Origin of the sequence: Pedobacter miscanthi (genome assembly GCF_003315595.1) — a bacterium.
GTDB classification, from domain to species: domain Bacteria; phylum Bacteroidota; class Bacteroidia; order Sphingobacteriales; family Sphingobacteriaceae; genus Pedobacter; species Pedobacter miscanthi.
Genome location: NZ_QNQU01000006.1, coordinates 202,515 through 225,135, shown reverse-complemented (window position 1 = coordinate 225,135; position 22,621 = coordinate 202,515). Strand labels below are relative to the sequence as shown.

The following is a 22,621-nucleotide window of genomic DNA, read 5'->3' as shown; positions in this document are numbered from 1 at the left end:
TTAGGGAAAATGGAAGATGGGAAATGTATAATGGAGTTATTACATCATCCATTATACATCATCCATTTTCCGTGTTTTATTGCATTAAGAATTTATATCCGCCAATGTTTTTAAGGGCGATGCCGGTTCCGCGTACTACCGCACGAAGTGGATCTTCTGCAACGTGAACAGGCAATTTAGTTTTAGCAGCTACACGTTTGTCTAAACCTCTTAATAAGGCACCACCGCCGGTTAAATAAATACCTGTTTGGTAAATATCGGCCGAAAGTTCTGGAGGCGTAATCTCTAAAGCCTTTAAAATCGCCTCTTCAATTTTAGAGATCGATTTATCCAGACAGTGTGCAATCTCGGTATAAGAAACGGTAATCTGTTTTGGAACACCCGTCATTAAATCACGGCCCTGAACCGCAAAATCAGCAGGCGCATCCTGTAATTCAGGTAATGCTGCACCAACTTCAATCTTGATTTTCTCTGCAGTACGGTCGCCGATCATAATGTTGTGCTGACGGCGGATGTAGTTTACGATATCAGAGTCGAAGTTATCTCCGGCCACGCGGATCGATTGATCGCAAACGATACCTGATAAAGCGATAACCGCAATTTCGGTAGTACCACCGCCGATATCGATAATCATGTTACCCATTGGTTCTTCCACATCAATCCCGATACCTACAGCAGCAGCCATTGGCTCATGGATTAAGTAAACTTCTTTAGCTCCGGCAATCTCAGCAGAATCGCGTACAGCACGTTTTTCTACCTCGGTAATGCCCGAAGGGATACAGATTACCATACGTAAAGAGGGGAACATCCATCCTTTACCGCCATTAAGCATACGGATCATGCCTTTAATCATGGCTTCAGCAGCGTTGAAATCGGCAATTACCCCATCCTTTAGCGGACGTACGGTTTTAATATTATCGTGGGTTTTACCCTCCATTTGCATCGCCTGACGACCTATAGCGATTACTTTATTTGTAGTACGATCGAAAGCAACGATAGATGGTTCATCTACAACTACTTTGTCGTTATGTATAATCAGGGTATTCGCTGTGCCTAAATCGATGGCAACTTCTTGCGTAAACCAGTTAAATAATCCCATGTATAAGGTATGTTTTCTTTATTTTGTCAAATCTATACTATTCCTAATGTAAAAATAGCTTTTTTATTGTTTTAAGTTTTATTTTCTTCAGTTATTGAATTGTTTTTAAGGCAATTAAAATGTTTAGAAAATAAAAGGCTAAAAGACCAAAGCTGAAAGGCCAAAGCTAAAAGACCAAAGGTAAAAGACTAAAGCGATTTCCAATGTGCTTTCAGCATTTCTTCGCTTTAAGCTTTGGTCTTTATCCTTTCAGCTTAATTAGTGTTTAAAGTGTCTAACGCCTGTGGTTACCATGGCAATACCTTTTTCATTTGCTTTTGCAACAGAGTCAGCATCTTTAATTGATCCTCCAGGTTGTAATACAGCAGCAATTCCGGCATCGGCAGCAATCTCCACACAATCAGGGAAAGGGAAAAAGGCATCAGAAGCCATTGCAGCACCTTTAACGCTGAAACCGAACGAAGCAGCTTTTTCAATGGCCTGTCTTAAGGCATCAACACGTGAGGTTTGTCCAACACCACTTGCAATCAACACATCATCTTTAACCAATACAATGGTATTCGATTTGGTATGTTTTACAATTTTGTTGGCGAAGAATAAATCTTTCAGTTCCTGTGCAGTTGGTGCTTTATCGGTAACGGTTGTCATTTGCTCCGGACCTTCGATAATTAAATCTTTATCCTGCTCAATTACACCGTTTAATAAAGTTTTAAATTGTTTTTTGCTTAATTCTACCTCGTTACGCTGTAAAATAACACGGTTTTTCTTTTTGCTGAACAATTCTACCGCTTCTGGTTGGTAAGAAGGTGCAATTAATACTTCGAAAAACAGGTTGTTGATTTCTTCTGCGGTTTCAAGGTCAACTTCTACATTGGTAATTAATACGCCACCAAAAGCCGAAACCGGATCACAGGCTAAAGCATCAATCCAGGCTTGTTTAACGGTAGGGCGCGAAGCGATGCCACAGGCATTTGTATGTTTTAAGATCGCAAAGGTTGGATCTTCGAATTCGTCGATCAAAGCAACGGCTGCATCCACATCAACCAGGTTGTTGTAAGAAAGTTCTTTACCGTTAAGTTTGGTAAACATGGCATCTAAATCACCATAAAATACGCCGCCCTGGTGAGGGTTTTCGCCATAACGTAAAGTTTTGGCTTCAGTTACACTTTGTTTGAAAACATCAAGTGGTTCTTCTGTATTAAAATAGTTGAAAATTGCAGTATCGTAGTGCGAAGAAGTATGGAAAGCTATTTTAGCGAATGATTTACGCTGTGCCAAAGTAGTTTCGCCATTTTGTGCTTCTAACTGGGCCTGTAAAGTAGGATAATCATTTTTCGATGCGATAATGACCACATCATTAAAGTTTTTCGCGGCAGCACGGATTAAAGAGATACCACCGATATCGATTTTTTCAATAATTTCCTCCGGTGTTCCACCTGCTTTTACGGTTTCTTCAAAAGGGTATAAATCAACAATAACGAGGTCAATCTCAGGGATCTCATATTCTGCAATCTGCTCCTGGTCTCCGGCCAATGCCCTGCGGTTTAAAATACCCCCAAATACTTTCGGGTGAAGGGTTTTAACACGTCCGCCCAAAATAGAAGGATAGCCGGTTAAATCTTCAACTGCCGTAACCGGAAGATTTAAATCTTTGATAAATTGTTCTGTTCCACCGGTAGAAAATAACTGAACACCCTGTGCGGCTAACAATTTTACCAATGGCTCCAAACCATCTTTATAATATACTGAGATTAAAGCGTTTTTGATTTTGATTGATTGACTCATTCTACTGAAAATTTTGAGCCGCAAAGGTAGTAAAACAGAGGCATTTATTTAGGTGCCAAAATCAATAAAAATGAAATTATTTGCAGATTTTTCTTCACCCTTTATTTTTTCTCTTTTGTTGATCTTTTTAGCTTCTGGTTGTATACGTAAAATTTAGGTTACTACTTTGTATTTCATTGCTTTATCCGGAATTTTTCAGGTTTGGTGTTTGTTTGGAAATTTGCGTACCAATCTTCCAAAACAGCTATAACCGGTAAGAGGGTTTTTCCCATATCGGTAAGTTTGTATTCAACACGTGGAGGCGATTCGGCAAAAGCCTCGCGGAGGATAAGCCCGTCGCGTTCCATTTCTTTCAGCTGCGTGGTTAATGTACCCTGGCTCAGGAAATTCGTTTCGCGTTTAAGCTCGCCAAATCTTTTTGGGCATTTAGCTGCAATGGCTTTAATTAGCATGATTTTCCATTTGCCGCCAATTACCTTAAATACCCCCGTCAACAGAGCGTCATTTAAAAATAAATCTCCATTTGTAACTGCTTTATGCTCATTATTAGTGCTGTTTTGCATACCTGGTACTGTTTACGTGACTACTTGATTGCCATTAAAGCCTTTTCTTCCTTTGAGTTTTAAATATAAGAAAAGCATGAAAAAATACACAAAGTGGTTCCTGTTCCTGATCGTCTGCTCCGCCATATTTCTATCGGTTTTAGATCTGTTCATCGTTAATGTAGCGCTTCCTTCCATAAAAACAGGAATAAAAGGTAGCGATGCCGATATGCAGCTCGTAATTGTGATGTATATTATAGGTTATGCCTCTTTTTTGATTACAGGTGGACGGGCAGGCGAATATTTTGGAAAGAAAAAAGTGTTTTTAACCGGGATGCTGGTTTTTACCATCGCTTCTTTATCCTGTGGTTTGGCACAATCGGCTATCCAGTTAAATGTTGCACGTTTTATACAAGGTATTAGTGGCGCGTTTATGGTGCCCCAGGGCATGGCTTTTATCCCTGCTTTATTCCCCGGTGAGAAAGAACGGATAAAAATGTTGGGTATCTACGGAAGCATAGCCGGTACGGCTTCGGTTATTGGTCAGTTTTTAGGCGGATTGATCCCTGATTTGGAAATTATTTCGCAAAGCTGGCGTTTGATTTTTTTGATCAACGTACCCATTGGGCTAACTGCTGTTATACTGGGTTTCAAATACCTGAAAGAATTGTCCGTAAAAACCAATGGAAAATTCGATTTTATCGGCAGTTTACTGCTGATGTTAACGTTAACTGCCTTTATTTATCCATTAATACAGGGTAGGGAGCTGGGCTGGCCGGTTTGGAGTATTGTTTTGCTGCTGTTCTCGGGAGTTTTGCTGCTGGCATTTATCTACTATCAAAAACTGAACATTATGAAGGGGAGCCCCCTATTGATTGATCCCGGTTTTTTTAAAAACACTGACTTCAGAATTGGGCTTTTAATTTCCTTGTTTTATTACCTCGTTCAGGATTCTTATTTCCTGATCAATACCGTTAATTTACAGAATGGGATGGGGCTAAGTTCTGCCCGTACAGGGATATACTTTGTTTGCCAGGGGATTGGTTATGTAATGGCATCCATGTTTTTTACGCCATTGGTGGCCCGTTATGGCAAATCTGTTTCGTTAACAGGATCTGTGATTATGATTGCAGCACTCCTTATTCATTTAGTAGTATTTAATTCAGATCATACGCCACAATTATATATAGGTATGGTCTTGTTTGTGTACGGGATAGGTTGTGGTACGATTTTGCCTTCGTTAATGACGATATCATTAAAAAGTATTCCCGAAGATCAAATGGGCGCTTCATCGGGCATTTACCTAACACTGCAGCAGGTTTCTGTAGCAATGGGGGTTGCCATTGTAGGCGGTGTTTTCTTCAGCAAGCTCCATCATCCGGTTGTAGCTAAACAGTTTGCTATAGCCTACAAATGGGCAACTTTGATGAATATCGGATTTCTGGTGATTGTTAGTGTATTATTATTGTTGATATCAAAAACGAAGCAAGATAATAGCTGATAAATACTTTTAGATTATGTATTGATGAAGAGTGGAAAAGGTATGATTTTATTATTTTAGCCCCTCTATAATTAAGCAAACCAATGTTTCAGTCAAATCGTAGAAAAAAGTGGACCTATATCATCATCATGTTTCTTCTTATATGTTGTTACATCGGGATTTACCATTCTCACCGGTATTTTGGATTTGATTGGTTGCTCTGGCTTACTATTGCTGCAGGGCTTGCCCTGTTTTATTTAAGTGATTTATGGTTAGACGATAGTAAACGATGGTATAAATTTAAATCGTTCCTTTTTATATTATGTATTGGAGGTCCGATAGGTATTTTTGTGGTTTTGATGCACAAATCTTTTATCGAAAAGCAATTGGCCAACTATGGTGTGCCAGTAAAGGGGATTGTGACAAAATTATATATGCAAAGGAATAAAAACAGCCAAACGCCTTATGCCATATTTAATTACACCCTAAATAATAAGGTTTGGACGCAGGAGGTAATTAACACTAATTCTGCTATACAGGTTGGCGATACCCTAAAATTGCGGTGCGCTAAAACTGACCCTGAAATTTTTAAGATCGAATAAGAATGCCGGGCTAGTATTACTTTTTTATCTTTTTAACAATCGTTTCCACTATCCGCGGATAATGCTGATGCTCTAACTGCTGACCTTTAAACTTTACCATTTCGAGATTGTCGTTTTTATCGATCCGGTAACGGGCCTGATAAATATATTCACCTTCGTCGTAATTTTCGTTTACGTAATGGATGGTGATACCACCTTCGGCTTCGCCAGCGGCCATTACCGCATTGTGCACATGATCGCCATACATGCCCTTGCCGCCAAATTTAGGAAGGATAGCAGGGTGTATGTTTACAATCCTGCCCGGATAAGCATGGATGAGGCTTTGTGGGATTAACCAAAGGAAACCTGCAAGTACAATAAAGTCGATATCCAGATTTTTAAGCAGATCAACCACATCTTCTGTTTTGTAAAACTCGTTTTTATCAAAAATATGGGTGGGAATTTCGAAGTTATCCGCCCTTTGCAGCACATAAGCTTCAGGGTTATTGGTTAACACCAGAGAAATTTCAATTTCGTTACTCCTTTTAAAATGCTCCATCAGTTTTTGGGCATTAGAACCGGAACCTGATGCGAAGATGGCTATTCGTTTTTTCACTCAAAAATCGTTTTGTCCAAAAATAGTGTTTTTAGGACTGTTTTCTTAATCGAAAAGAAATTTTATTCATTTAAGTTAAAGTATTATTAATGAATAATTTTAATGTATTTTTGCAGTTCGGAAGTGGGGTTAGGAATTAATAAAAAAAAAGTTAAAAGTGTTTTGCGATTTAAAAACATTAATCCTATATTTGCAACCCGAATTAAAGGAAACGAATAAGAAAAATAAAAGGCTAAATAGAAATGGCAAATCATAAATCTTCATTAAAAAGAATTAGAGCAAACGCAACAAAACGTTTACGTAACAGATATCAGGCAAAAACTACACGTACTTTCATCAAAAGATTACGTGCTGCAGAAGATAAAAAAACTGCATCTGACTTATTGCCTAAAGTAATCTCTATGTTAGATCGTTTAGCTAAAAAGAATGTAATCCACAAAAACAAAGCGGCAAACAATAAATCAAAATTAACGAAATTCGTTAACGGTTTAAAATAAGCCAATTTTTTTACGATATTAGGAACGGCATAGGATTAACCTAGGCCGTTTTTTTGTATCTATATTTTTTTAGATGAAACGTTCTCTTCTACTCGGCTTTTTCTTTTGTATTGCATTGGGGGTCTCTGCACAAAAAACTTATTCAGTTACAGGAGCCTTTAAATGTGCGTACGATGGCTTGATATATCTGATGCACGGCCACGAAAAAGATTCAACTAACGTTAACAATGGGGCTTTTTCCTTCAATGTAAAAGTCGATTTACCTACGCTATCCTATGTGTATTTTAAAAGTAAAACAAGCCTGACACTCGATCCCTTTTATTTAGGTGACGGTGATGTTGCCATCGAACTCGATACCATAACTAAAACCGGAACCAGAAAAAACGGTAAGTTTGTTTACCTAAGCATGCAGACCAAATTTTTAAAGAAAGGCCGAACAGATAAATTAATTGATTCTGTATCAGTGGTAATTGCTGAACAAACAAAAACTATTATTGATCAAACGTCTAAAAATATTGCAGCTAAAAAAGTTATCTTAAATTTTTTAGCTTCGCAGCCCAATACGATAGCAGCTACTGTTATATTAAAAAGGAATGCAAGAAGCTTTACTCAGGCCGAACTTAAACAGATCTACCAAACGCTCAGTGCAGAAATTAAAGATACAAGCGAAGGAAAAGATATTTATGGAGAAACAATTAAACCAGTTGCGGTTGTAGTAGGAGAAAAAATACCCGACTTTGCGCAAAATGATATTAAAGGAGAGAAAGTCTCAATTCAATCATTACGAGGGAAATATATTTTAATTGATTTTTGGGCTTCTTGGTGTATACCCTGCAGAAAAGAAAATCCTGCTGTTGTAGCTGCCTATAAAAAGTTTAAAGATATGGGTTTTGAAATTTTGAGCGTATCGCTTGACGATAAAAAACAGAATTGGCTGAATGCTATAAAAGAAGATAAACTTAACTGGCTTCATGTTTCCGATTTAAGTGGATGGAATAATGAGCTTGCCAAAATGTTTAACATTCGATCGATTCCCGATAATTTTTTGATTGATCGGAATGGGGTGATTTTAGCAAGAGGGCTAAGAGGTAGCGCACTGGAAGAAAAACTCAACGAGATTTTTTCTAAATTAAAGTAGATTGATCTGAATTTTTTACGATATTAGTAAAGGCGTCCCAACCAAAAGTTGGGACGCCTTTTTTTTGTCTGAAAAAATGAAACAATACGAAAATAAACTGGGCGTAAAATTATGGGCAGAAGAAGACCGTCCGCGTGAAAAGCTTTTATTGCATGGAAGAAGACACTTAACCGATGCCGAACTTATTGCCATTTTAATTGGCTCGGGCAGTAAAACAGAAACAGTTGTTGATTTAAGCAAAAGAATCCTGGCCTTTTATGATCACAACTTAACCAGGCTGGGAAAGGCATCCATACAGGATCTTTCGAGGTTTAAAGGCATCGGCGAAGCCAAAGCCCTAACCATTATGGCCGCTCTGGAACTTGGCTTGCGGCGTAAAGAGGTTCCCGAAGATGAGGTTACCCACATTACCACCTCTGGCGATGTTTACAGGTATATGCACCATACCTTCGCCACCCTCAACCATGAAGAATTCTGGATTTTGCTGCTCAATAGGTCAAACCGTATTATCGGTAAGTTCCTGATCAGTAAAGGAGGGCAGGCCGGAACGATAGCCGATCCGAAAATCATTTTTAAAACTGCTTTAGAGAACAATGCCGCCAGTATAGTGCTTACCCATAACCATCCTTCGGGAAGTTTAAAGCCCAGCGAAAGTGATGATAAACTCACCAGGAATATGGTAACTTCGGGTAATTTACTTACCCTCCAGGTGGTAGATCATGTCATTTTTGCCAACAACCGCTATTATAGTTACCGGGATGAAGACTTAATTTAAAAGATATTTGATTGTTAAAATACAATTAACCTTAATTTAGTATAATCGCAGTTTAAAATGATAATCCTCCGAACCGGCGGAATTAAAAATGTAATTATACTATGAATCGTTTAAAAATCATCCCTGTTTTTCTTTTGTTAACCGTTTTTGCTTTCGCTCAGAAAACGGCCGTACCCATTAATATCATTACTTATAATATCCGTTTAAATGTAGCATCCGATGGTGTTAATGCCTGGCCAAACCGTAAAGACAATGTAAAAGCCCTTGTAAAATTCCATGATGCCGATATCCTGTGTGTACAGGAAGCCCTGCCTGAGCAGTTTGATGCCCTGCTCGAAAATTCCAATTTTGATGTAGTAGGAGTTGGTCGCGATGACGGTAAAAGAAAGGGCGAGTTTTCTGCCGTATATTTTGATAAAGACCGTTTTACCAAAAAAGATGGCGGAACTTTTTGGCTGTCGCAAACTCCTGATATACCTTCAAAAGGCTGGGATGCTGCTTTAAACCGTGTGTGTAGCTGGGTTAAACTTTACGATAAGCTGAATAAAAAAGAGTTTATCGTTTTCAATACCCATTACGATCACATTGGGGTACAGGCGAGGATTGAATCGGCTAAATTGCTAAAACAGAAAATACAGCAGATTGCACCAGCCCTGCCTGTTATTTTTACCGGCGATTTAAATGTAACGCCCGAAACTGAAGCCATTGCAACCATCAAATCTTTCCTTACCGATGCAAAGGAAGTTTCTGTAGAACCACTTTATGGTCCGGCGGGTACTTTTAACGGTTTTCATTTCGACAGCGACCTGAAAGACCGTATCGATTACATTTTTGTGAACAAAAGTTTTAAAGTGCAAAAGTTTGCCGTTTTAACCGATAGTAAAGATAAAAGGTATTATTCTGATCATTTACCTGTATTTTGCCGTTTATTCTTTAAATAAATGCTGTTAAAATCTGCATCACCATTTCCTTTTCAATTCGAACTTTTCGGAGAACAATACCATTATCACTATATTTTTGAAACACTGGCATTTATTGTTGGCGTTAGGCTGTATTACTATTATAAAAAGGGAATTTCAGATCCTATTTCTGATGAAAACAGACTTTGGATAATGTTGGGGGCAATGGTTGGTGCATTAATCGGATCGCGGGTAATTGCTGTACTCGAAACCCCCGAAGTAGTCCATCACCTAACTTTTTCAGTCCTTTATCAAAGTAAAACTATTATTGGCGGATTGCTTGGTGGCCTGTTCGGTGTAGAATTAATCAAAAAAATAATCGGTGTTAATATAGCATCCGGAGATATTTATGTAATCCCCATTTTGGTGGCACTGATTATCGGTAGGATCGGTTGCTTTTCAATGGGCATTGATGAGCCAACTTATGGCATTCCAACCTATTTTTTTTCCGGGATGGATTTGGGTGATGGTATACTCCGGCACCCCATAATGCTTTATGAAATAGTTTACCTCCTCCTTTTGATTCTTCTTTTTAACAGTTTAAAAAATAAAACACTCATCAATGGCGACCGCTTTAAATTATTGATGGTATTGTATTTCCTGTTCCGTTTTTTAATCGAATTTATAAAACCTTATCATTCATTATTTTTAAACTTAAGTAGTATTCATTGGTCAGCATTGTTTATTTTTATTTATTATTATAGATTCATCATCAGGATTTCTAAAAAGATAGCTGCTAAACCATAAATACCATGGCCAATACCAGAGATTATATTTATTACGATTATACCAAAAGTCTTTGCCCCGAATGTTTACAGCTTTGCGATGCGAAAATTGTTTTTCAGGACGCCAAGGTGTTTATGCTGAAAAACTGCAGAACACATGGCGATAGTAAAGTAATGATTGCTGATGACGTAGATTATTATAAACAGATCAGGAATTATAACAAACAATCGGAAATGCCGCTTAAGTTTAATACCAAAGTGCATTATGGTTGTCCTTACGATTGTGGTTTATGTACCGACCACGAACAGCATTCCTGTTTAACCGTAATTGAAGTTACCGACCGCTGCAACCTGTCCTGTCCAACTTGTTATGCCATGTCGTCTCCAAGTTACGGCAGGCATAGAACTTTAGCCGAAATAGAGCGCATGATGGATGTGGTGGTGGCCAACGAGGGTGAGCCCGATGTGGTTCAGCTTTCGGGAGGAGAGCCAACGGTACATCCCGAATTTTTTAAGATTTTAGACCTCGCCAAAACAAAACCTATTAAACACCTGATGGTAAATACTAATGGGATCAGGATTGCAAAAGACATTAAATTTGTGGAGAAATTGGCTGGTTATATGCCCGATTTTGAGATCTACCTGCAGTTTGATAGTTTTAGTCCTGAAGTATTAACCAAATTACGTGGCGAAGACCTTACCGAAGTAAGAAGAAAAGCTATTGATCATTTAAATCAGTTCAATGTATCTACTACTTTGGTGGTTACCTTGCAAAATGGATTAAACGACCATGAAATTGGTGATATTTTGGATTATGCATTAAAACAGAAATGTGTTCGTGGTGTAACCTTTCAGCCTACGCAGGTTGCGGGACGAAATGATGATTATAACGATCAGCAGGGAAGGATTACCCTAACCGAAGTGCGCAGAAAAATTTATGAGCAGTGCCCCACATTTACCCCGCAGGATTTAATTCCTGTGCCCTGTAATCCAGATGCGCTGTGCATGGCTTATGCCTTAAAAATCGGTGATGAGGTAATCCCGATGACACATTTGATTAATCCTGAAGATTTACTGAACAATTCGAAAAATACCATCGTTTTCGAACATGATGAAAAATTGAAAGAACACATGCTCAACTTGTTTAGTACAGGAGTTTCTGTAGATTGTGCAGAAGATACCTTTGGCGAACTGATGTGCTGCCTGCCGAGGGTAAAATCCGATAATTTGAGCTATGATAATTTATTCCGGATCATCATCATGAACTTTATGGATCCGCTGGATTTTGATGTGCGTGCGGTTAAAAAATCATGTGTGCACATCGTGAGCGATAAATATAAAATGGTGCCTTTCGAAACCATGAATATTTTTTACCGCGACAATAAAATAGATCTGATCAGAGAAAAATTAAATATGAACTGATATGGGTGGTTTATTTGGCTTATTTGTAATTTATTGTCTCACTGCAATAGTACTTTTTGTGGTTGGAATTATTCAGGTTATCATTAAATCATCAAGAAACGAACCTGTAAAACCCGGGCTTAACTTAATTATCATTTCGGTAATTATGGTAGTCATCGGTTTTGGTGCCTGCGCCGTATTGCTTGCCAACAGTTAAATATATCAGCTTAAACTAATGGGACTTTTTATCGTATATTGGGTAGTGGCCGTGTTGCTATTTGTAGTGGGGATCATTCAGATGATCATCAAAGCAGCAAAAAATCAGCCTGTGAAATCCGGATTAAAATTGGTTATTGCCTCCGTAATTATGTTGGTAATAGGGGCTGGTGCATGCGCAGTAATTCTTTCCAATCTGCATATTGGCCATTAGTCATTTTTATTGCGTTAAGATTGTGGTTTTAGCTTTCCCCTTTCCCCTTTAAATAATATCTTTGCATTTTAGAAAATTAGAGTGTCTTCGGGCTTGTCCCGATACCTGACGCTCACTACTCGATACTATAAAGATGAAAATATCATATAACTGGTTAAAACAATTCGTACAGATCGATAAAACACCTCAGGAGCTTTCCTTAATCCTTACCAATATTGGTTTGGAGGTAGAAAGTGTAGAAAAGGTACAGCCTGTTGTTGGCGGCCTTGAGGGTTTGGTTATTGGCGAAGTATTAACCTGTATTCAACATCCTAATGCCGATCGTTTGCGCATTACCACTGTTAACGTTGGTGGTGCAGAAAACCTTCAGATTGTTTGCGGCGCGCCAAATGTAGGTGCCGGCCAAAAAGTAGTGGTAGCAACCGTAGGTACAACCGTTTATCCTTTAGAGGGCGAACCATTTAAAATCAAGGAATCAAAAATCAGGGGAGAACTTTCGCAGGGCATGATTTGTGCCGAAGATGAAATTGGTTTGGGTAAATCGCACGATGGGATTATGATCCTTGCCGAAGATACCGAAGTAGGAATCCGTGCTAAAGACCATTTCCAAATGGACGATGACTATGTTTTCGAAATCGGATTAACGCCAAACCGGGCTGATGCTGCTTCGCATTTAGGTGTGGCCAGGGATTTGGCAGCTTATTTCAGAAGTGAATATGAAATGCCCGATCTTTCTGCTTTCAAAACTGATAACGAAAACCTGGTTATTCCGGTTGAGGTTGAAGACTTGGCAGCCTGCCCGCGTTACAGCAGTGTAACCATTTCGGGTGTTACCGTACAAGAATCGCCAGAGTGGTTAAAAGATAAACTAAAGGTAATCGGTTTACGTCCGATTAATAATGTTGTGGATATTACCAACTATGTGCTGCATGGTTTAGGTCAGCCATTGCACGCTTTTGATGCCGATAAAATTGCCGGTGGTACAGTTATTGTGAAAAAAGCGGCAGAAGGCACACCTTTTGTAACTTTGGATGATGTAGAACGTAAATTAAGTGCAGATGACTTAATGATTTGTAATACCGAAGCGCCTATGTGTATTGCCGGAGTTTTCGGTGGTAAATCTTCAGGTGTAGAGAGCGCTACCAAAAATATTTTCCTCGAAAGTGCTTATTTCAATTCCGTTTCTGTTCGTAAAACTTCGAAAAGGCATGGTTTAAAAACCGACGCTTCTTTCCGTTTCGAGCGCGGTACCGACCCTGAAATTACCGTTACAGCCTTAAAATATGCAGCTTTATTGATTAAAGAACTGGCTGGCGGCGAAATTTCTTCATCAGTTTCTGATATTTATCCAACACACATTAAACCGTTCGAGTTTGAGGTAAGTTATACCAACATCAATAAATTAATCGGTGCAAATATCCCTTCGGCCGAAATTAAACACATCATCACCGCTTTGGGTATTTCGGCAACCAAAACTTCTGACGATACCTTGGCCCTAAGGGTGCCATCATTTAAGGTTGATGTTACCCGCGAATGCGACATTACCGAAGAAGTATTGCGTATTTATGGTTATGATAATGTCGAGATTCCTGCAAAGGTAAATGCTTCACTTTCTTATAGCGTTAAGCCCGAGAGAGAAAATACCCATAATGTAATTGCAGATATGCTCACTTCAAATGGCTATGCTGAAATTATGTGTAACTCGTTAACCAAATCGGCTTATTCGAAAAATTTGGATGAGGCGGTGTTTATTTTAAATCCGTTAAGCAGCGATTTAAATGTAATGCGCCAGAATTTATTGATGCCGGCTTTAGAAAGTGTTGCTTACAACCAGAACCGTAAAAATGGCGATGTAAAGTTTTACGAATTTGGTAAAACCTATCATTTAATCAACGAAAAGTATGTAGAGCGCCCGAGGTTGCTGTTATTGGTTTCGGGAGCTAAACAAAGCGAACAATGGAACCACAATGCCAAACCGGTTACTTTTTATAATTTAAAATCGGCTGTTGATGCCATTATTTCACGTTTGGGGATTGAAAGCTACCAGAGTGATGCTTTAAGCGACGAAAACTTTGCTTATGGAATTAAATATTTCCGTGGTGATAAAGTATTGGTAAGCTTCGGTGCGGTTTCTAAAGCCGACCGTAAAGTAGCAGACGTAAATGCTGAAGTTTTTTATGCCGATTTCGATTGGGCAACCCTGTTGGATATCGTTAAGAAAAATAAAATTGTAAATAAAGAAATTGCCAAATATCCTGCAGTTCGCCGCGATCTTTCGTTATTGATCGATCAGGCTGTAACTTTCGATACCTTGAAAGGCATTGCTTTTAAAACAGATAAAAAACTGATAAAAGAAGTAGGTGTTTTTGATGTGTATGTAGGTGATAAACTGCCTGAAGGTAAAAAATCTTACGCGTTGAATTTCATTTTACAGGATGAGGAGCAAACCTTAACCGATAAACAGATTGAAAGTACAATGCAGAAGCTGATTGCGAATTTAACCGCACAAGCTGGGGCAGAAATTAGGAAATAAAATATAATTTCGTATTTTTAGAAATAAATTCATGACTTCTGTTGCAGATCAATTAGATAAAGTATTACAAAAAACGGCTCAGGTAATTGAGTTATGTAATGCGCTACAGGAAGAAAATGATTTATTAAAGCTTGAAAATCAATCGTTAAAAGTTGCACTCGATACCGCGAAGGGCAAAAATGTAGAACTTGATGAAAAACTCAGGGTTACAAAATTGGCCAAAAGTATAGAGGGAACGAGCGAAAAATCGCTTGACATTAAGCAAAAAATTAACGATTTTGTGCGGGAGATTGATAAGAGTATCGCATTATTGAAGAAATAATAATGCGGAAAAATCAGAAACTAAGCTAAACAAATGGGAGAAATCTCGATTAAAATAACCATTTCCGACCGTATCTATCCTTTAAAGGTGAATATGGAAGAGGAAGAAATTGTGAGACGGGCAGCAAAAATGATCAACGAGCGCATAAAAGATTATCAGGATAATTATGCGGTTAGAGATAAGCAGGACCTTCTTTCTATGGCAGTATTGCATTACGCAACCGCCGTATTGAGAACAGAAAACAAAGTACAGAACCAGGATACTGCTGTTGCCGATAAAGTTGAAGAATTGGATGTTTTACTCAATAATTTCTTTTCAAAATAAGGTTCGTTCTTTATATTTTTTTGTCGTCCTGATCCGATAGTTATCGGATGCAATGAAGGATCTTCCGGAATGTCTGGGGATTTTTTTAAAACGCCTTGCGCTATGCGCCGTGCGCTTTGCTTCATTGGCCAGCATGGCAAATCACACATATTAGCACAAAAATATAGCCGCAGCTAGTTTTTGAGTTTCAAATTTTATAAAACTTAACACTTCAATATCTATAGGGTTAAGAGGGCGTATTTCATCTGCTTTGCACCTGAAAATGGCTTAAACCCTAATTATGCTTAGTTGAGGTTTAAAATGTATGAGACTTTAAAAATTAGTTGCGGTTTTTTTTTACTTAAAAAACAAAATGGAAATAGTTGAAATATTAGGATACGTATTTGCCGTAATAGCAGGTATAGCTATCGGAGTAGTGGTAGGAAGATTCCTCCTGCGTAACTTGCTTAAACAGCAGGAAGTTGCTGCACAGAACAAGGTGAAAAAGATTTTAAAAGACGCAGAAAATAATGCCGAAATTTTAAAAAAGAATAAACTTTTAGAAGCCAAAGAGAAATTTTTACAACTAAAAGCTGAGCATGAGCAGGAAGTAAATGCAAAGAACAACAGCATTAACCAACGCGAAAACACCATGAAGCAGAAAGAGCAATCGGTGAACCAGCGCATGGAAAACTTCAATAAAAAAGAACAGGAGCTTGATAAACAAAAAGCAAACCTTGAAAAACAAACAGATCTTGCTGTTAAAAAACAGGAAGAAGTTGAAGTATTAAAAAATCAGCACCTTAAACAATTAGAAACCATTGCCGGCCTTTCTGCTGAAGAAGCTAAAGAGCAACTGGTAGAAAACCTTAAACAGGAAGCCCGTACACAGGCCATGATGCAGGTTAAAGATATTGTTGACGAAGCAAAATTAACCGCAAGCAAAGAAGCTAAAAAAGTAGTTATCCAAACCATTCAGCGTACTGCTACTGAGGCAGCGATCGAAAATTCGGTTTCTATTTTCCATATCGAAAGTGATGAAATTAAAGGTCGTGTTATTGGTAGGGAAGGTAGAAATATCCGTGCTTTAGAAGCCGCTACCGGTATCGAGATTATTGTTGATGATACCCCTGAAGCCATTATTTTATCAGGTTTCGACCCGGTAAGAAGGGAAATTGCCCGTTTGGCCTTACACCGTTTGGTAACCGATGGCCGTATCCACCCGGCTCGTATTGAAGAAATTGTAGCCAAAACCAAAAAACAGATCGAAGATGAGATTGTAGAAATCGGCGAGCGTACCGTAATCGATCTGGGGATCCACGGTTTACACCCGGAGCTGATCCGTATGGTTGGTCGTATGCGTTACCGCTCGTCTTACGGACAAAACCTGCTGCATCACTCGCGTGAGGTAGCTAATTTCTGTGCTACCATGGCGGCAGAACTTGGCTTAAATGCTAAAATGGCCAAACGTGCCGGTTTACTGCATGATATAGGTAAAGTGCCTGATGATAATCCTGAGTTGCCACACGCAATTTTAGGTATGCAACTGGCCGAAAAATATAAAGAACACCCGGAAATCTGTAATGCTATTGGTGCCCACCACGATGAAATCGAGATGACTTCTATGATCTCTCCGATCATCCAGGCTTGCGATGCCATTTCAGGTGCACGTCCGGGAGCACGCCGTGAGGTAGTAGAAAGTTATATCAAACGTTTAAAAGACCTCGAAGAACTGGCTTTATCTTATCCTGGTGTAGAAAAAACCTTTGCTATCCAGGCCGGTAGGGAGTTACGCGTAATTGTAGAAAGCGAACGCATTACTGATGCTCAGGCAGAACTTTTAGCTGCTGATATTTCTACCCGTATTCAAACCGAAATGACTTATCCTGGGCAGATCAAGGTTACCGTAATCAGGGAAACCCGTTCTGTAGCTTTTGCGAAGTAATCAGCAAGTCGTCACCCTAAATTTATTTCAGGGTCTTAACAGCAAAAAAGATGCTGAAATGAATTCAGCATGACGAGGGGTTTAATAAACAAAATATAAAGCGATGGATATTCCATCGCTTTTTTTTATTTTTACATAATGAGCAAGCAAACCATCCAAATCGAACCAAAACGTCCGGTAGATTTACTTTTTGATAAGTACGCCGAAAGTCACCAAAATCCCACCAACAAACTGGTCCACTGGATTTGTGTGCCATTAATCGTATTCAGTTTATTGGGTTTGGTTTGGCAGATTCCTTTTCCGCATATCGGTTTTTTGGGTAGTTATAATGGCTTTTTTAACTGGGCCTCATTTCTTTTGGCCTTTAGCTTATATTATTATTTCACTTTATCTCCCGTACTGTTTTTCATGATGATTTGGGTAGTAGGCTTAATGAGTTATATCATTGTAAAAATAGAACAGGCCGTTGGTTTGGGCAGTGGAACCGCTTATCTCATTTATGCTGCAATATTTGTAGCTGCCTGGATTGGTCAGTTTATCGGACATAAAATTGAAGGGAAAAAACCATCGTTTTTAGATGATGTTAAATTCCTGTTAATCGGTCCCATCTGGTTATTGCACTTCATCTGTAAAAAGACGGGTATCCGGTATTGATCATAAAAACGGTTAACCTGTAATTAACTTTAAGGTAAAGTAACATTAATTAACACCTAACTTACTGTTAACACTGCGGTAATATTTTTGCCCTTATCAAATAAAGGCAAATTGGAATTACTAAACTCTTTTAAAAGAGCAGCACTTACTGTGTTCGCTCTGACGGTCAGCGTACTTTCGTATGCGCAAACAGGAAAAATTTCCGGTAAAATAACGGATAAATCTACAGGTCAAACATTGGTAGGCTTATCTGTTCTGATAGAAGGAACATCAATTGGCACTACCAGTGATGCAGATGGAAATTATACCTTAAATACGGTGAAAGCGGGAACTTATAAAGTAAGTTTCTCATTCATTTCCTTTAAAAAACAGGTAATACCAAATGTAAAGGTTACCCCTGGAAAAACAACAGTTATCGATGTTGTTATGGAAGACGACCAGTCTACACTTAATGATGTTGTAATTACGGGATCCAGAAAAACAGGTACGGAGGTATCTCTTTTGGCTGAACTGAAAAAATCGCAGTCAATTGCAAATGGTGTTTCCTCGCAAACCATCCAACGCTCAGGGGATTCTGATGCTGCACAGGTTGTAAAACGTGTTCCCGGTATTACTATTGTTGATAACCGTTTTATAAACATCCGCGGTTTAGCCGAACGTTACAATAACGTTCAGTTAAACAATGTAACGGCGCCCAGTTTGGAAACAGATGTGCGTTCGTTTTCTTTCGATCTGATCCCAAGTAACCAGATAGATCGTGTATTGGTTTACAAAAGCCCTTCTGCTGATATCCCAGCGGATTTTGCCGGTGGTGTTGTAAAAGTTTTCCTAAAGAGCATCCCCGACGATGACCGTTTAACAATCGATTATGGTACCTCTTACCGTGAAAATGCTACCTTCAAAAATTTTAAGAGAACAAACACCGGAAACTTGTATTTCACTGGTTTTAATACAGGAGATAATGATTTACCAGTTAACTTTCCTTCAAATTTAAATAATGTTAACGCAAGCAAGCTAAATGCTGCCGGACATGCACTTAGAAATAACTGGGTGCCGGATGAGAATACAGCTAATTTAGATCAAAAACTAAACATTTATGGTAGTAAACGTTTCAACATCAATAATAAGTTGTTAGGAAATATTACCGCAATAACCTATAGTAACAGTAAAACAAATAATGCGGTATTCAGGGGGAATTATGAAGCTTATGATCCGGTTTCTAAAATTGCTGAAGAAAACTACAGGTATAACGACGATCAATATACCTATAATGTACGTTTAGGAATAGTGCATAACTGGGCATTTAAATTAGATAATAACAATACTTTCGAATTTAAAAACCTTTACAACCAGTTAAGTACATCACAGTATGTTAGCCGTGTAGGTGCAGAAAAACAACAGGCTTATGCCAATTATGCCTCAAATGTGTTATACCGCGGTATTTATTCGGGCCAGTTATCGGGTAACCACAAATTTAACAACGAAAATACCAAGTTCGACTGGGTAGCCGGTTACAGTAAATCTTTCAGGGATCAGCCAGATTATTCACGCTACAGAACCTTAGATAACGGTGATGGAACATATAACATTTTTGTACCTACCGGAGGTGCACAGCCTGAATTTTTGGGGAGATTTTATTCAAAAATGAATGAAGACATTAAAACAGGTGCATTTAATGTTGAACAGGCATTAGCCCCAAAATCGGAAAGTTTTAAGCCATCGGTAAAAATTGGGGGTTATTATGAAGATAAACAAAGATCATTTTCATCAAGAAATATCGGATATGTGAGGGCAAATTCGCTTCAGTTTGATCAATCTTTACTAAAAGGCACTATAGAAGAACTTTTCGACTGGAAAAATATCAATACCACTACGGGGATAAGACTGGATGAAAAATCAAATCCTTATGATAACTATGATGCATCTAACAAACTTTTTGCAGGTTATGCCAACTTCATTTTACCATATAAGGATAAGTTAACTATCGTTGCTGGTGCAAGGGTAGAGAACAACGTTCAAAAACTGAATAGTTTTGATACCGGCGGCCCTGTAAATATAGATAACGACATTACAAGGGTACTGCCTTCTGCGAACGTACAATATAACCTCAGTGAAAAATCACTTTTCAGGTTGGCTTATGGAAAAACGCTTAACAGACCGGAGTTTAGAGAAATTGCGCCTTTTTCATTTTATGATTTCGACCAAAACTTTAACGTTGCCGGTAACCGTAATTTAAAGACGGCCAAAATTGATAACTATGATGTTAAATACGAATTCTATCCTTCAACAAGTGAGCTAATCAGTATTTCTGGTTTTTACAAAAAGTTTAAAGATGCTATCGAAATGACAGCTGTTTCGGGTTCGAATGCACAATCATTTACATTCAATAATGCACAGAATGTAAGAAATGTTGGGGTAGAACTAGAAATGCGTAAATCTTTAGCCGGTATTACCTCTTCAAATTTTCTGAATGATATTACCCTTCTTATAAACGCATCTTACATTAACAGTAAAGTAACATTTAATGGCAGCGATGCAAACGGGCAATCTAATAACCGCCCAATGCAAGGACAATCACCTTATATCATCAATACCGCAATATTTTATAACAACATCAAATCTAAATTTCAGGTTAACCTGCTTTATAACGTTGCCGGTAAGCGCATTGCATTTGTAGGTACAGATGTAATCAGGGATATATATGAAATGCCACGTAATGTGATCGATTTAGTTGTAACTAAAAACTTTACCAATAAACTATCGTTGAAAGCCAACTTTAACGACCTGCTGAACCAGAATTTTACATTGATGCAGGATGGAAACCAGGACGGTAAATTCGATCAATCAACAGATCAGGTAACAGTACAATATAAAAGCGGACGCCAGTTTGGCTTAACGCTTTCTTACAAAGTATTTTAATAAAAACATTTAAGGATATAAAAAACAAAAAAATGAATATGAAAAAGCTTTACAAGCCAAAATTTGGTACAAACGCCCTTAAAACAATGATGTTTGTTTTGGCCGGAACTTTAATTTTTAGTTCATGTAAAAAAACTACCATCATTGAATACAATGAGGCAGGATCGAATTCAGGAACAACCCCTAATCCTACAACTGGATTTACCAAACCTGTTGTGGAGGTGGCAAGCGGTAACATTACGACTAATACAACATGGACTAAAAATAACATCTACCGACTTAATGGTTTTGTAAGGGTTGGTAGAGATGCCAAAAATAGCGGCGGTTTAGCAGCTGTAGAAGGTGTTACTCTAACAATTGAAGCAGGCACGGTAATTATCGGCGACAGGGAAACAAAAGGTACTTTGGTAGTACAAAGAGGTAATAAGATTATTGCCGAAGGTACTGCTTCACAACCAATTATTTTTACTTCAGAGCGTGGTACAGGCTTACGCGAGCCGGGTGACTGGGGTGGTGTGGTAATATGCGGAAAAGCTGTTAATAACCAGCCAGGTGGCGAAGCGGAATTAGAGGGTGCTTATGGTGGCTGGCACGGTGGTACCAACGATGCCGATAACTCAGGTGTATTAAAATATGTAAGAATTGATTATGCTGGTACACCGATAAATCCAAACCAGGAAGTTAACTCTTTAACAATGGGTTCAGTAGGTTCAGGAACAGTGATTGATTATGTGCAGTGTTCTTACGGTTTAGATGATGCATTTGAGTGGTTCGGTGGCACGGTTAATGCAAAACATTTAATCGCTTACCGTGGTTTAGATGACGATTTTGACGTTGATTTCGGATTCCGTGGTACAGTACAGTTCGCTATCGGTATCCGTGATGCAAACTCTGCAGATCAATCAGGTTCGAACGGTTTCGAGGTAGATAACGATGGTGCAGGTTCAAGTCTTACACCTTTTACATCTCCTCAGTTCTCTAACGTTACCATTATTGGCCCTAAAAAAGACAGGAACAAAACAATTTCAACTCAATTTCAAAACGCAATGCATTTGAGAAGAAATAATAAGATCAAAATCTATAATTCGGTATTTACAGCCTATCCAAATGGCTTATTTATCGATGGTGCTACAACTTTGGCCAATGCGGCAGCTGGCGAATTGGTGCTTAAAAACAACGTACTTGCCGGTGTAGATGGTTGGGGAGCAAATGGTTATGGTACTGGTGGTACCATAACTTTCCCGAATCCGATTGGTGTTGAAATTAAATCAACTGGTAATGTAGGTGCCCAAGCAGTTGATGTTTGGTTTAAAACAGCTGCATTTGCAAACGAAACTTATCCGAAATGGGAAGATCTAGGTATTGATGGTACCATTTTCGATTTAGGTGCAACACCTAAATTTACCTTAAACACTGGATCGATATTACTGGCTGGTGCAAGCTTTACAGGACTTACTGGTTTTGAAACGGTAACTTACCGAGGTGCTTTTGGTACTACAGACTGGACAACGGGTTGGGCTAATTTTACGCCTCAAACCAATGTATATTAAGCATTAAATAGAACTAAAAAGGAAGCCGTTTCGATCTGATTGTTGAAACGGCTTCCTTTTTTTTATACAGTTTCCTCTTTAACCTCTGTTTTTGCTTTTTTTGCCGCAACAGGTTTAACCGCTTTTGCTTTAGGAGGTGCAGCTTTTTCTTCTTTAATAAATGGTTCAATCGAATCGCTGGTAGCTGAAACAGTTACTTTTTTAGCCAGTTGTTTGGCAAATTTCTCGATTAATTTTTCTGCTTTTTTTGCTTTTCCATAGGCTGATATCACTTCGTTGAAAGCTGTGGCTAACTTTAATTCTAACTCTTTACGTACTTTCTTGCCTGCTGAATGGTTTCCTGACTTTGATTTATTCTTCTTCATTT

The 22,621-nt window shown here is 38.5% G+C and carries 22 protein-coding genes; 17 read left to right on the top strand and 5 right to left on the bottom strand.

What is annotated here, in order from left to right:
• Positions 1-76: 76 nt before the first annotated feature.
• From DRW42_RS09215 to DRW42_RS09205, 3 genes are all read right to left on the bottom strand, one after another.
• A complete protein-coding gene (locus DRW42_RS09215) occupies positions 77-1,099 on the bottom strand; it encodes a rod shape-determining protein (protein ID WP_010601761.1) in 1,023 nt (340 codons plus the stop codon).
• 258 nt (positions 1,100-1,357) lie between these two features.
• On the bottom strand, positions 1,358-2,884 hold the full coding sequence (gene purH, locus DRW42_RS09210; protein WP_113948527.1) for a bifunctional phosphoribosylaminoimidazolecarboxamide formyltransferase/IMP cyclohydrolase: 1,527 nt from the start codon (positions 2,882-2,884) through the stop codon (positions 1,358-1,360).
• 173 nt (positions 2,885-3,057) lie between these two features.
• Complete coding sequence (locus DRW42_RS09205; RefSeq protein ID WP_113948526.1) at positions 3,058-3,447, bottom strand: winged helix-turn-helix transcriptional regulator; 390 nt, start codon at positions 3,445-3,447, stop codon at positions 3,058-3,060.
• A 76-nt stretch (positions 3,448-3,523) separates the two neighbouring features.
• On the opposite strand from DRW42_RS09205, the gene DRW42_RS09200 reads away from it, so the two are divergent.
• On the top strand, positions 3,524-4,927 hold the full coding sequence (locus DRW42_RS09200) for an MFS transporter (RefSeq protein WP_113948525.1): 1,404 nt from the start codon (positions 3,524-3,526) through the stop codon (positions 4,925-4,927).
• An 83-nt stretch (positions 4,928-5,010) separates the two neighbouring features.
• The gene (locus DRW42_RS09195) at positions 5,011-5,508 is read left to right on the top strand and encodes a hypothetical protein (RefSeq protein ID WP_147243700.1); all 498 of its coding nucleotides are present in this window, start codon (positions 5,011-5,013) and stop codon (positions 5,506-5,508) included.
• A 16-nt stretch (positions 5,509-5,524) separates the two neighbouring features.
• On the opposite strand, the gene purN is transcribed toward DRW42_RS09195, so the two are convergent.
• Positions 5,525-6,103, bottom strand: coding sequence for a phosphoribosylglycinamide formyltransferase (gene purN / locus DRW42_RS09190; protein ID WP_113948523.1), 579 nt, complete (start codon positions 6,101-6,103; stop codon positions 5,525-5,527).
• A 242-nt stretch (positions 6,104-6,345) separates the two neighbouring features.
• On the opposite strand from purN, the gene rpsT reads away from it, so the two are divergent.
• The 15 genes from rpsT to DRW42_RS09115 all read left to right on the top strand — a co-directional run bounded on the left by rpsT (position 6,346) and on the right by DRW42_RS09115 (position 22,254).
• Positions 6,346-6,600 (top strand): 30S ribosomal protein S20, encoded by a 255-nt coding sequence (gene rpsT / locus DRW42_RS09185; protein ID WP_056871313.1) that lies wholly within the window; start codon positions 6,346-6,348, stop codon positions 6,598-6,600.
• 73 nt (positions 6,601-6,673) lie between these two features.
• Positions 6,674-7,738, top strand: a complete 1,065-nt coding sequence (locus DRW42_RS09180) for a TlpA disulfide reductase family protein (protein WP_113948522.1) — start codon at positions 6,674-6,676, stop codon at positions 7,736-7,738.
• A gap of 76 nt (positions 7,739-7,814) precedes the next feature.
• Positions 7,815-8,513: a RadC family protein gene (radC, locus tag DRW42_RS09175; RefSeq protein WP_113948521.1), complete on the top strand. Its 699-nt coding sequence runs from the start codon at positions 7,815-7,817 to the stop codon at positions 8,511-8,513.
• A 101-nt stretch (positions 8,514-8,614) separates the two neighbouring features.
• Entirely contained in the window at positions 8,615-9,454 is an 840-nt protein-coding gene (locus tag DRW42_RS09170) for an endonuclease/exonuclease/phosphatase family protein (protein ID WP_113948520.1), read from the top strand.
• Positions 9,455-10,219, top strand: a complete 765-nt coding sequence (locus DRW42_RS09165; protein ID WP_113948519.1) for a prolipoprotein diacylglyceryl transferase — start codon at positions 9,455-9,457, stop codon at positions 10,217-10,219.
• 5 nt (positions 10,220-10,224) lie between these two features.
• Positions 10,225-11,619 (top strand): radical SAM protein, encoded by a 1,395-nt coding sequence (locus DRW42_RS09160; RefSeq protein WP_113948518.1) that lies wholly within the window; start codon positions 10,225-10,227, stop codon positions 11,617-11,619.
• Between the two features lies 1 nt (position 11,620).
• On the top strand, positions 11,621-11,815 hold the full coding sequence (locus DRW42_RS09155) for a hypothetical protein (protein WP_113948517.1): 195 nt from the start codon (positions 11,621-11,623) through the stop codon (positions 11,813-11,815).
• 18 nt (positions 11,816-11,833) lie between these two features.
• On the top strand, positions 11,834-12,028 hold the full coding sequence (locus DRW42_RS09150) for a hypothetical protein (protein ID WP_113948516.1): 195 nt from the start codon (positions 11,834-11,836) through the stop codon (positions 12,026-12,028).
• 133 nt (positions 12,029-12,161) lie between these two features.
• On the top strand, positions 12,162-14,561 hold the full coding sequence (gene pheT, locus DRW42_RS09145; RefSeq protein ID WP_113948515.1) for a phenylalanine--tRNA ligase subunit beta: 2,400 nt from the start codon (positions 12,162-12,164) through the stop codon (positions 14,559-14,561).
• Between the two features lie 31 nt (positions 14,562-14,592).
• A complete protein-coding gene (locus DRW42_RS09140) occupies positions 14,593-14,883 on the top strand; it encodes a hypothetical protein (RefSeq protein ID WP_025143282.1) in 291 nt (96 codons plus the stop codon).
• Between the two features lie 33 nt (positions 14,884-14,916).
• A complete protein-coding gene (locus DRW42_RS09135; RefSeq protein WP_025143281.1) occupies positions 14,917-15,207 on the top strand; it encodes a cell division protein ZapA in 291 nt (96 codons plus the stop codon).
• 352 nt (positions 15,208-15,559) lie between these two features.
• Positions 15,560-17,131 (top strand): ribonuclease Y, encoded by a 1,572-nt coding sequence (rny, locus tag DRW42_RS09130; protein ID WP_113948514.1) that lies wholly within the window; start codon positions 15,560-15,562, stop codon positions 17,129-17,131.
• 138 nt (positions 17,132-17,269) lie between these two features.
• Positions 17,270-17,785: an Mpo1 family 2-hydroxy fatty acid dioxygenase gene (locus DRW42_RS09125; RefSeq protein WP_113948513.1), complete on the top strand. Its 516-nt coding sequence runs from the start codon at positions 17,270-17,272 to the stop codon at positions 17,783-17,785.
• 111 nt (positions 17,786-17,896) lie between these two features.
• Positions 17,897-20,704, top strand: coding sequence for a TonB-dependent receptor (locus DRW42_RS09120; RefSeq protein WP_147243699.1), 2,808 nt, complete (start codon positions 17,897-17,899; stop codon positions 20,702-20,704).
• A gap of 38 nt (positions 20,705-20,742) precedes the next feature.
• Positions 20,743-22,254 carry an Ig-like domain repeat protein gene (locus DRW42_RS09115; protein ID WP_113948562.1) on the top strand — a complete coding sequence of 504 codons (1,512 nt, stop codon included), beginning with the start codon at positions 20,743-20,745 and terminating at the stop codon, positions 22,252-22,254.
• A gap of 62 nt (positions 22,255-22,316) precedes the next feature.
• On the opposite strand, the gene DRW42_RS09110 is transcribed toward DRW42_RS09115, so the two are convergent.
• Complete coding sequence (locus tag DRW42_RS09110) at positions 22,317-22,619, bottom strand: hypothetical protein (RefSeq protein ID WP_113948511.1); 303 nt, start codon at positions 22,617-22,619, stop codon at positions 22,317-22,319.
• Positions 22,620-22,621: the final 2 nt, after the last annotated feature.

Bases quoted from the DNA above. Each gene is read 5' to 3' on its own strand.
- DRW42_RS09215 (WP_010601761.1), bottom strand. From the start codon at position 1,099: ATGGGATTATTTAACTGGTTTACGCAAGAAGTTGCCATCGATTTAGGC.
- purH (WP_113948527.1), bottom strand. From the start codon at position 2,884: ATGAGTCAATCAATCAAAATCAAAAACGCTTTAATCTCAGTATATTAT.
- DRW42_RS09205 (WP_113948526.1), bottom strand. From the start codon at position 3,447: ATGCAAAACAGCACTAATAATGAGCATAAAGCAGTTACAAATGGAGAT.
- DRW42_RS09200 (WP_113948525.1), top strand. From the start codon at position 3,524: ATGAAAAAATACACAAAGTGGTTCCTGTTCCTGATCGTCTGCTCCGCC.
- DRW42_RS09195 (WP_147243700.1), top strand. From the start codon at position 5,011: ATGTTTCAGTCAAATCGTAGAAAAAAGTGGACCTATATCATCATCATG.
- rpsT (WP_056871313.1), top strand. From the start codon at position 6,346: ATGGCAAATCATAAATCTTCATTAAAAAGAATTAGAGCAAACGCAACA.
- DRW42_RS09180 (WP_113948522.1), top strand. From the start codon at position 6,674: ATGAAACGTTCTCTTCTACTCGGCTTTTTCTTTTGTATTGCATTGGGG.
- radC (WP_113948521.1), top strand. From the start codon at position 7,815: ATGAAACAATACGAAAATAAACTGGGCGTAAAATTATGGGCAGAAGAA.
- DRW42_RS09170 (WP_113948520.1), top strand. From the start codon at position 8,615: ATGAATCGTTTAAAAATCATCCCTGTTTTTCTTTTGTTAACCGTTTTT.
- DRW42_RS09165 (WP_113948519.1), top strand. From the start codon at position 9,455: ATGCTGTTAAAATCTGCATCACCATTTCCTTTTCAATTCGAACTTTTC.
- DRW42_RS09160 (WP_113948518.1), top strand. From the start codon at position 10,225: ATGGCCAATACCAGAGATTATATTTATTACGATTATACCAAAAGTCTT.
- DRW42_RS09155 (WP_113948517.1), top strand. From the start codon at position 11,621: ATGGGTGGTTTATTTGGCTTATTTGTAATTTATTGTCTCACTGCAATA.
- DRW42_RS09150 (WP_113948516.1), top strand. From the start codon at position 11,834: ATGGGACTTTTTATCGTATATTGGGTAGTGGCCGTGTTGCTATTTGTA.
- pheT (WP_113948515.1), top strand. From the start codon at position 12,162: ATGAAAATATCATATAACTGGTTAAAACAATTCGTACAGATCGATAAA.
- DRW42_RS09140 (WP_025143282.1), top strand. From the start codon at position 14,593: ATGACTTCTGTTGCAGATCAATTAGATAAAGTATTACAAAAAACGGCT.
- DRW42_RS09135 (WP_025143281.1), top strand. From the start codon at position 14,917: ATGGGAGAAATCTCGATTAAAATAACCATTTCCGACCGTATCTATCCT.
- rny (WP_113948514.1), top strand. From the start codon at position 15,560: ATGGAAATAGTTGAAATATTAGGATACGTATTTGCCGTAATAGCAGGT.
- DRW42_RS09125 (WP_113948513.1), top strand. From the start codon at position 17,270: ATGAGCAAGCAAACCATCCAAATCGAACCAAAACGTCCGGTAGATTTA.
- DRW42_RS09115 (WP_113948562.1), top strand. From the start codon at position 20,743: ATGAAAAAGCTTTACAAGCCAAAATTTGGTACAAACGCCCTTAAAACA.
- DRW42_RS09110 (WP_113948511.1), bottom strand. From the start codon at position 22,619: ATGAAGAAGAATAAATCAAAGTCAGGAAACCATTCAGCAGGCAAGAAA.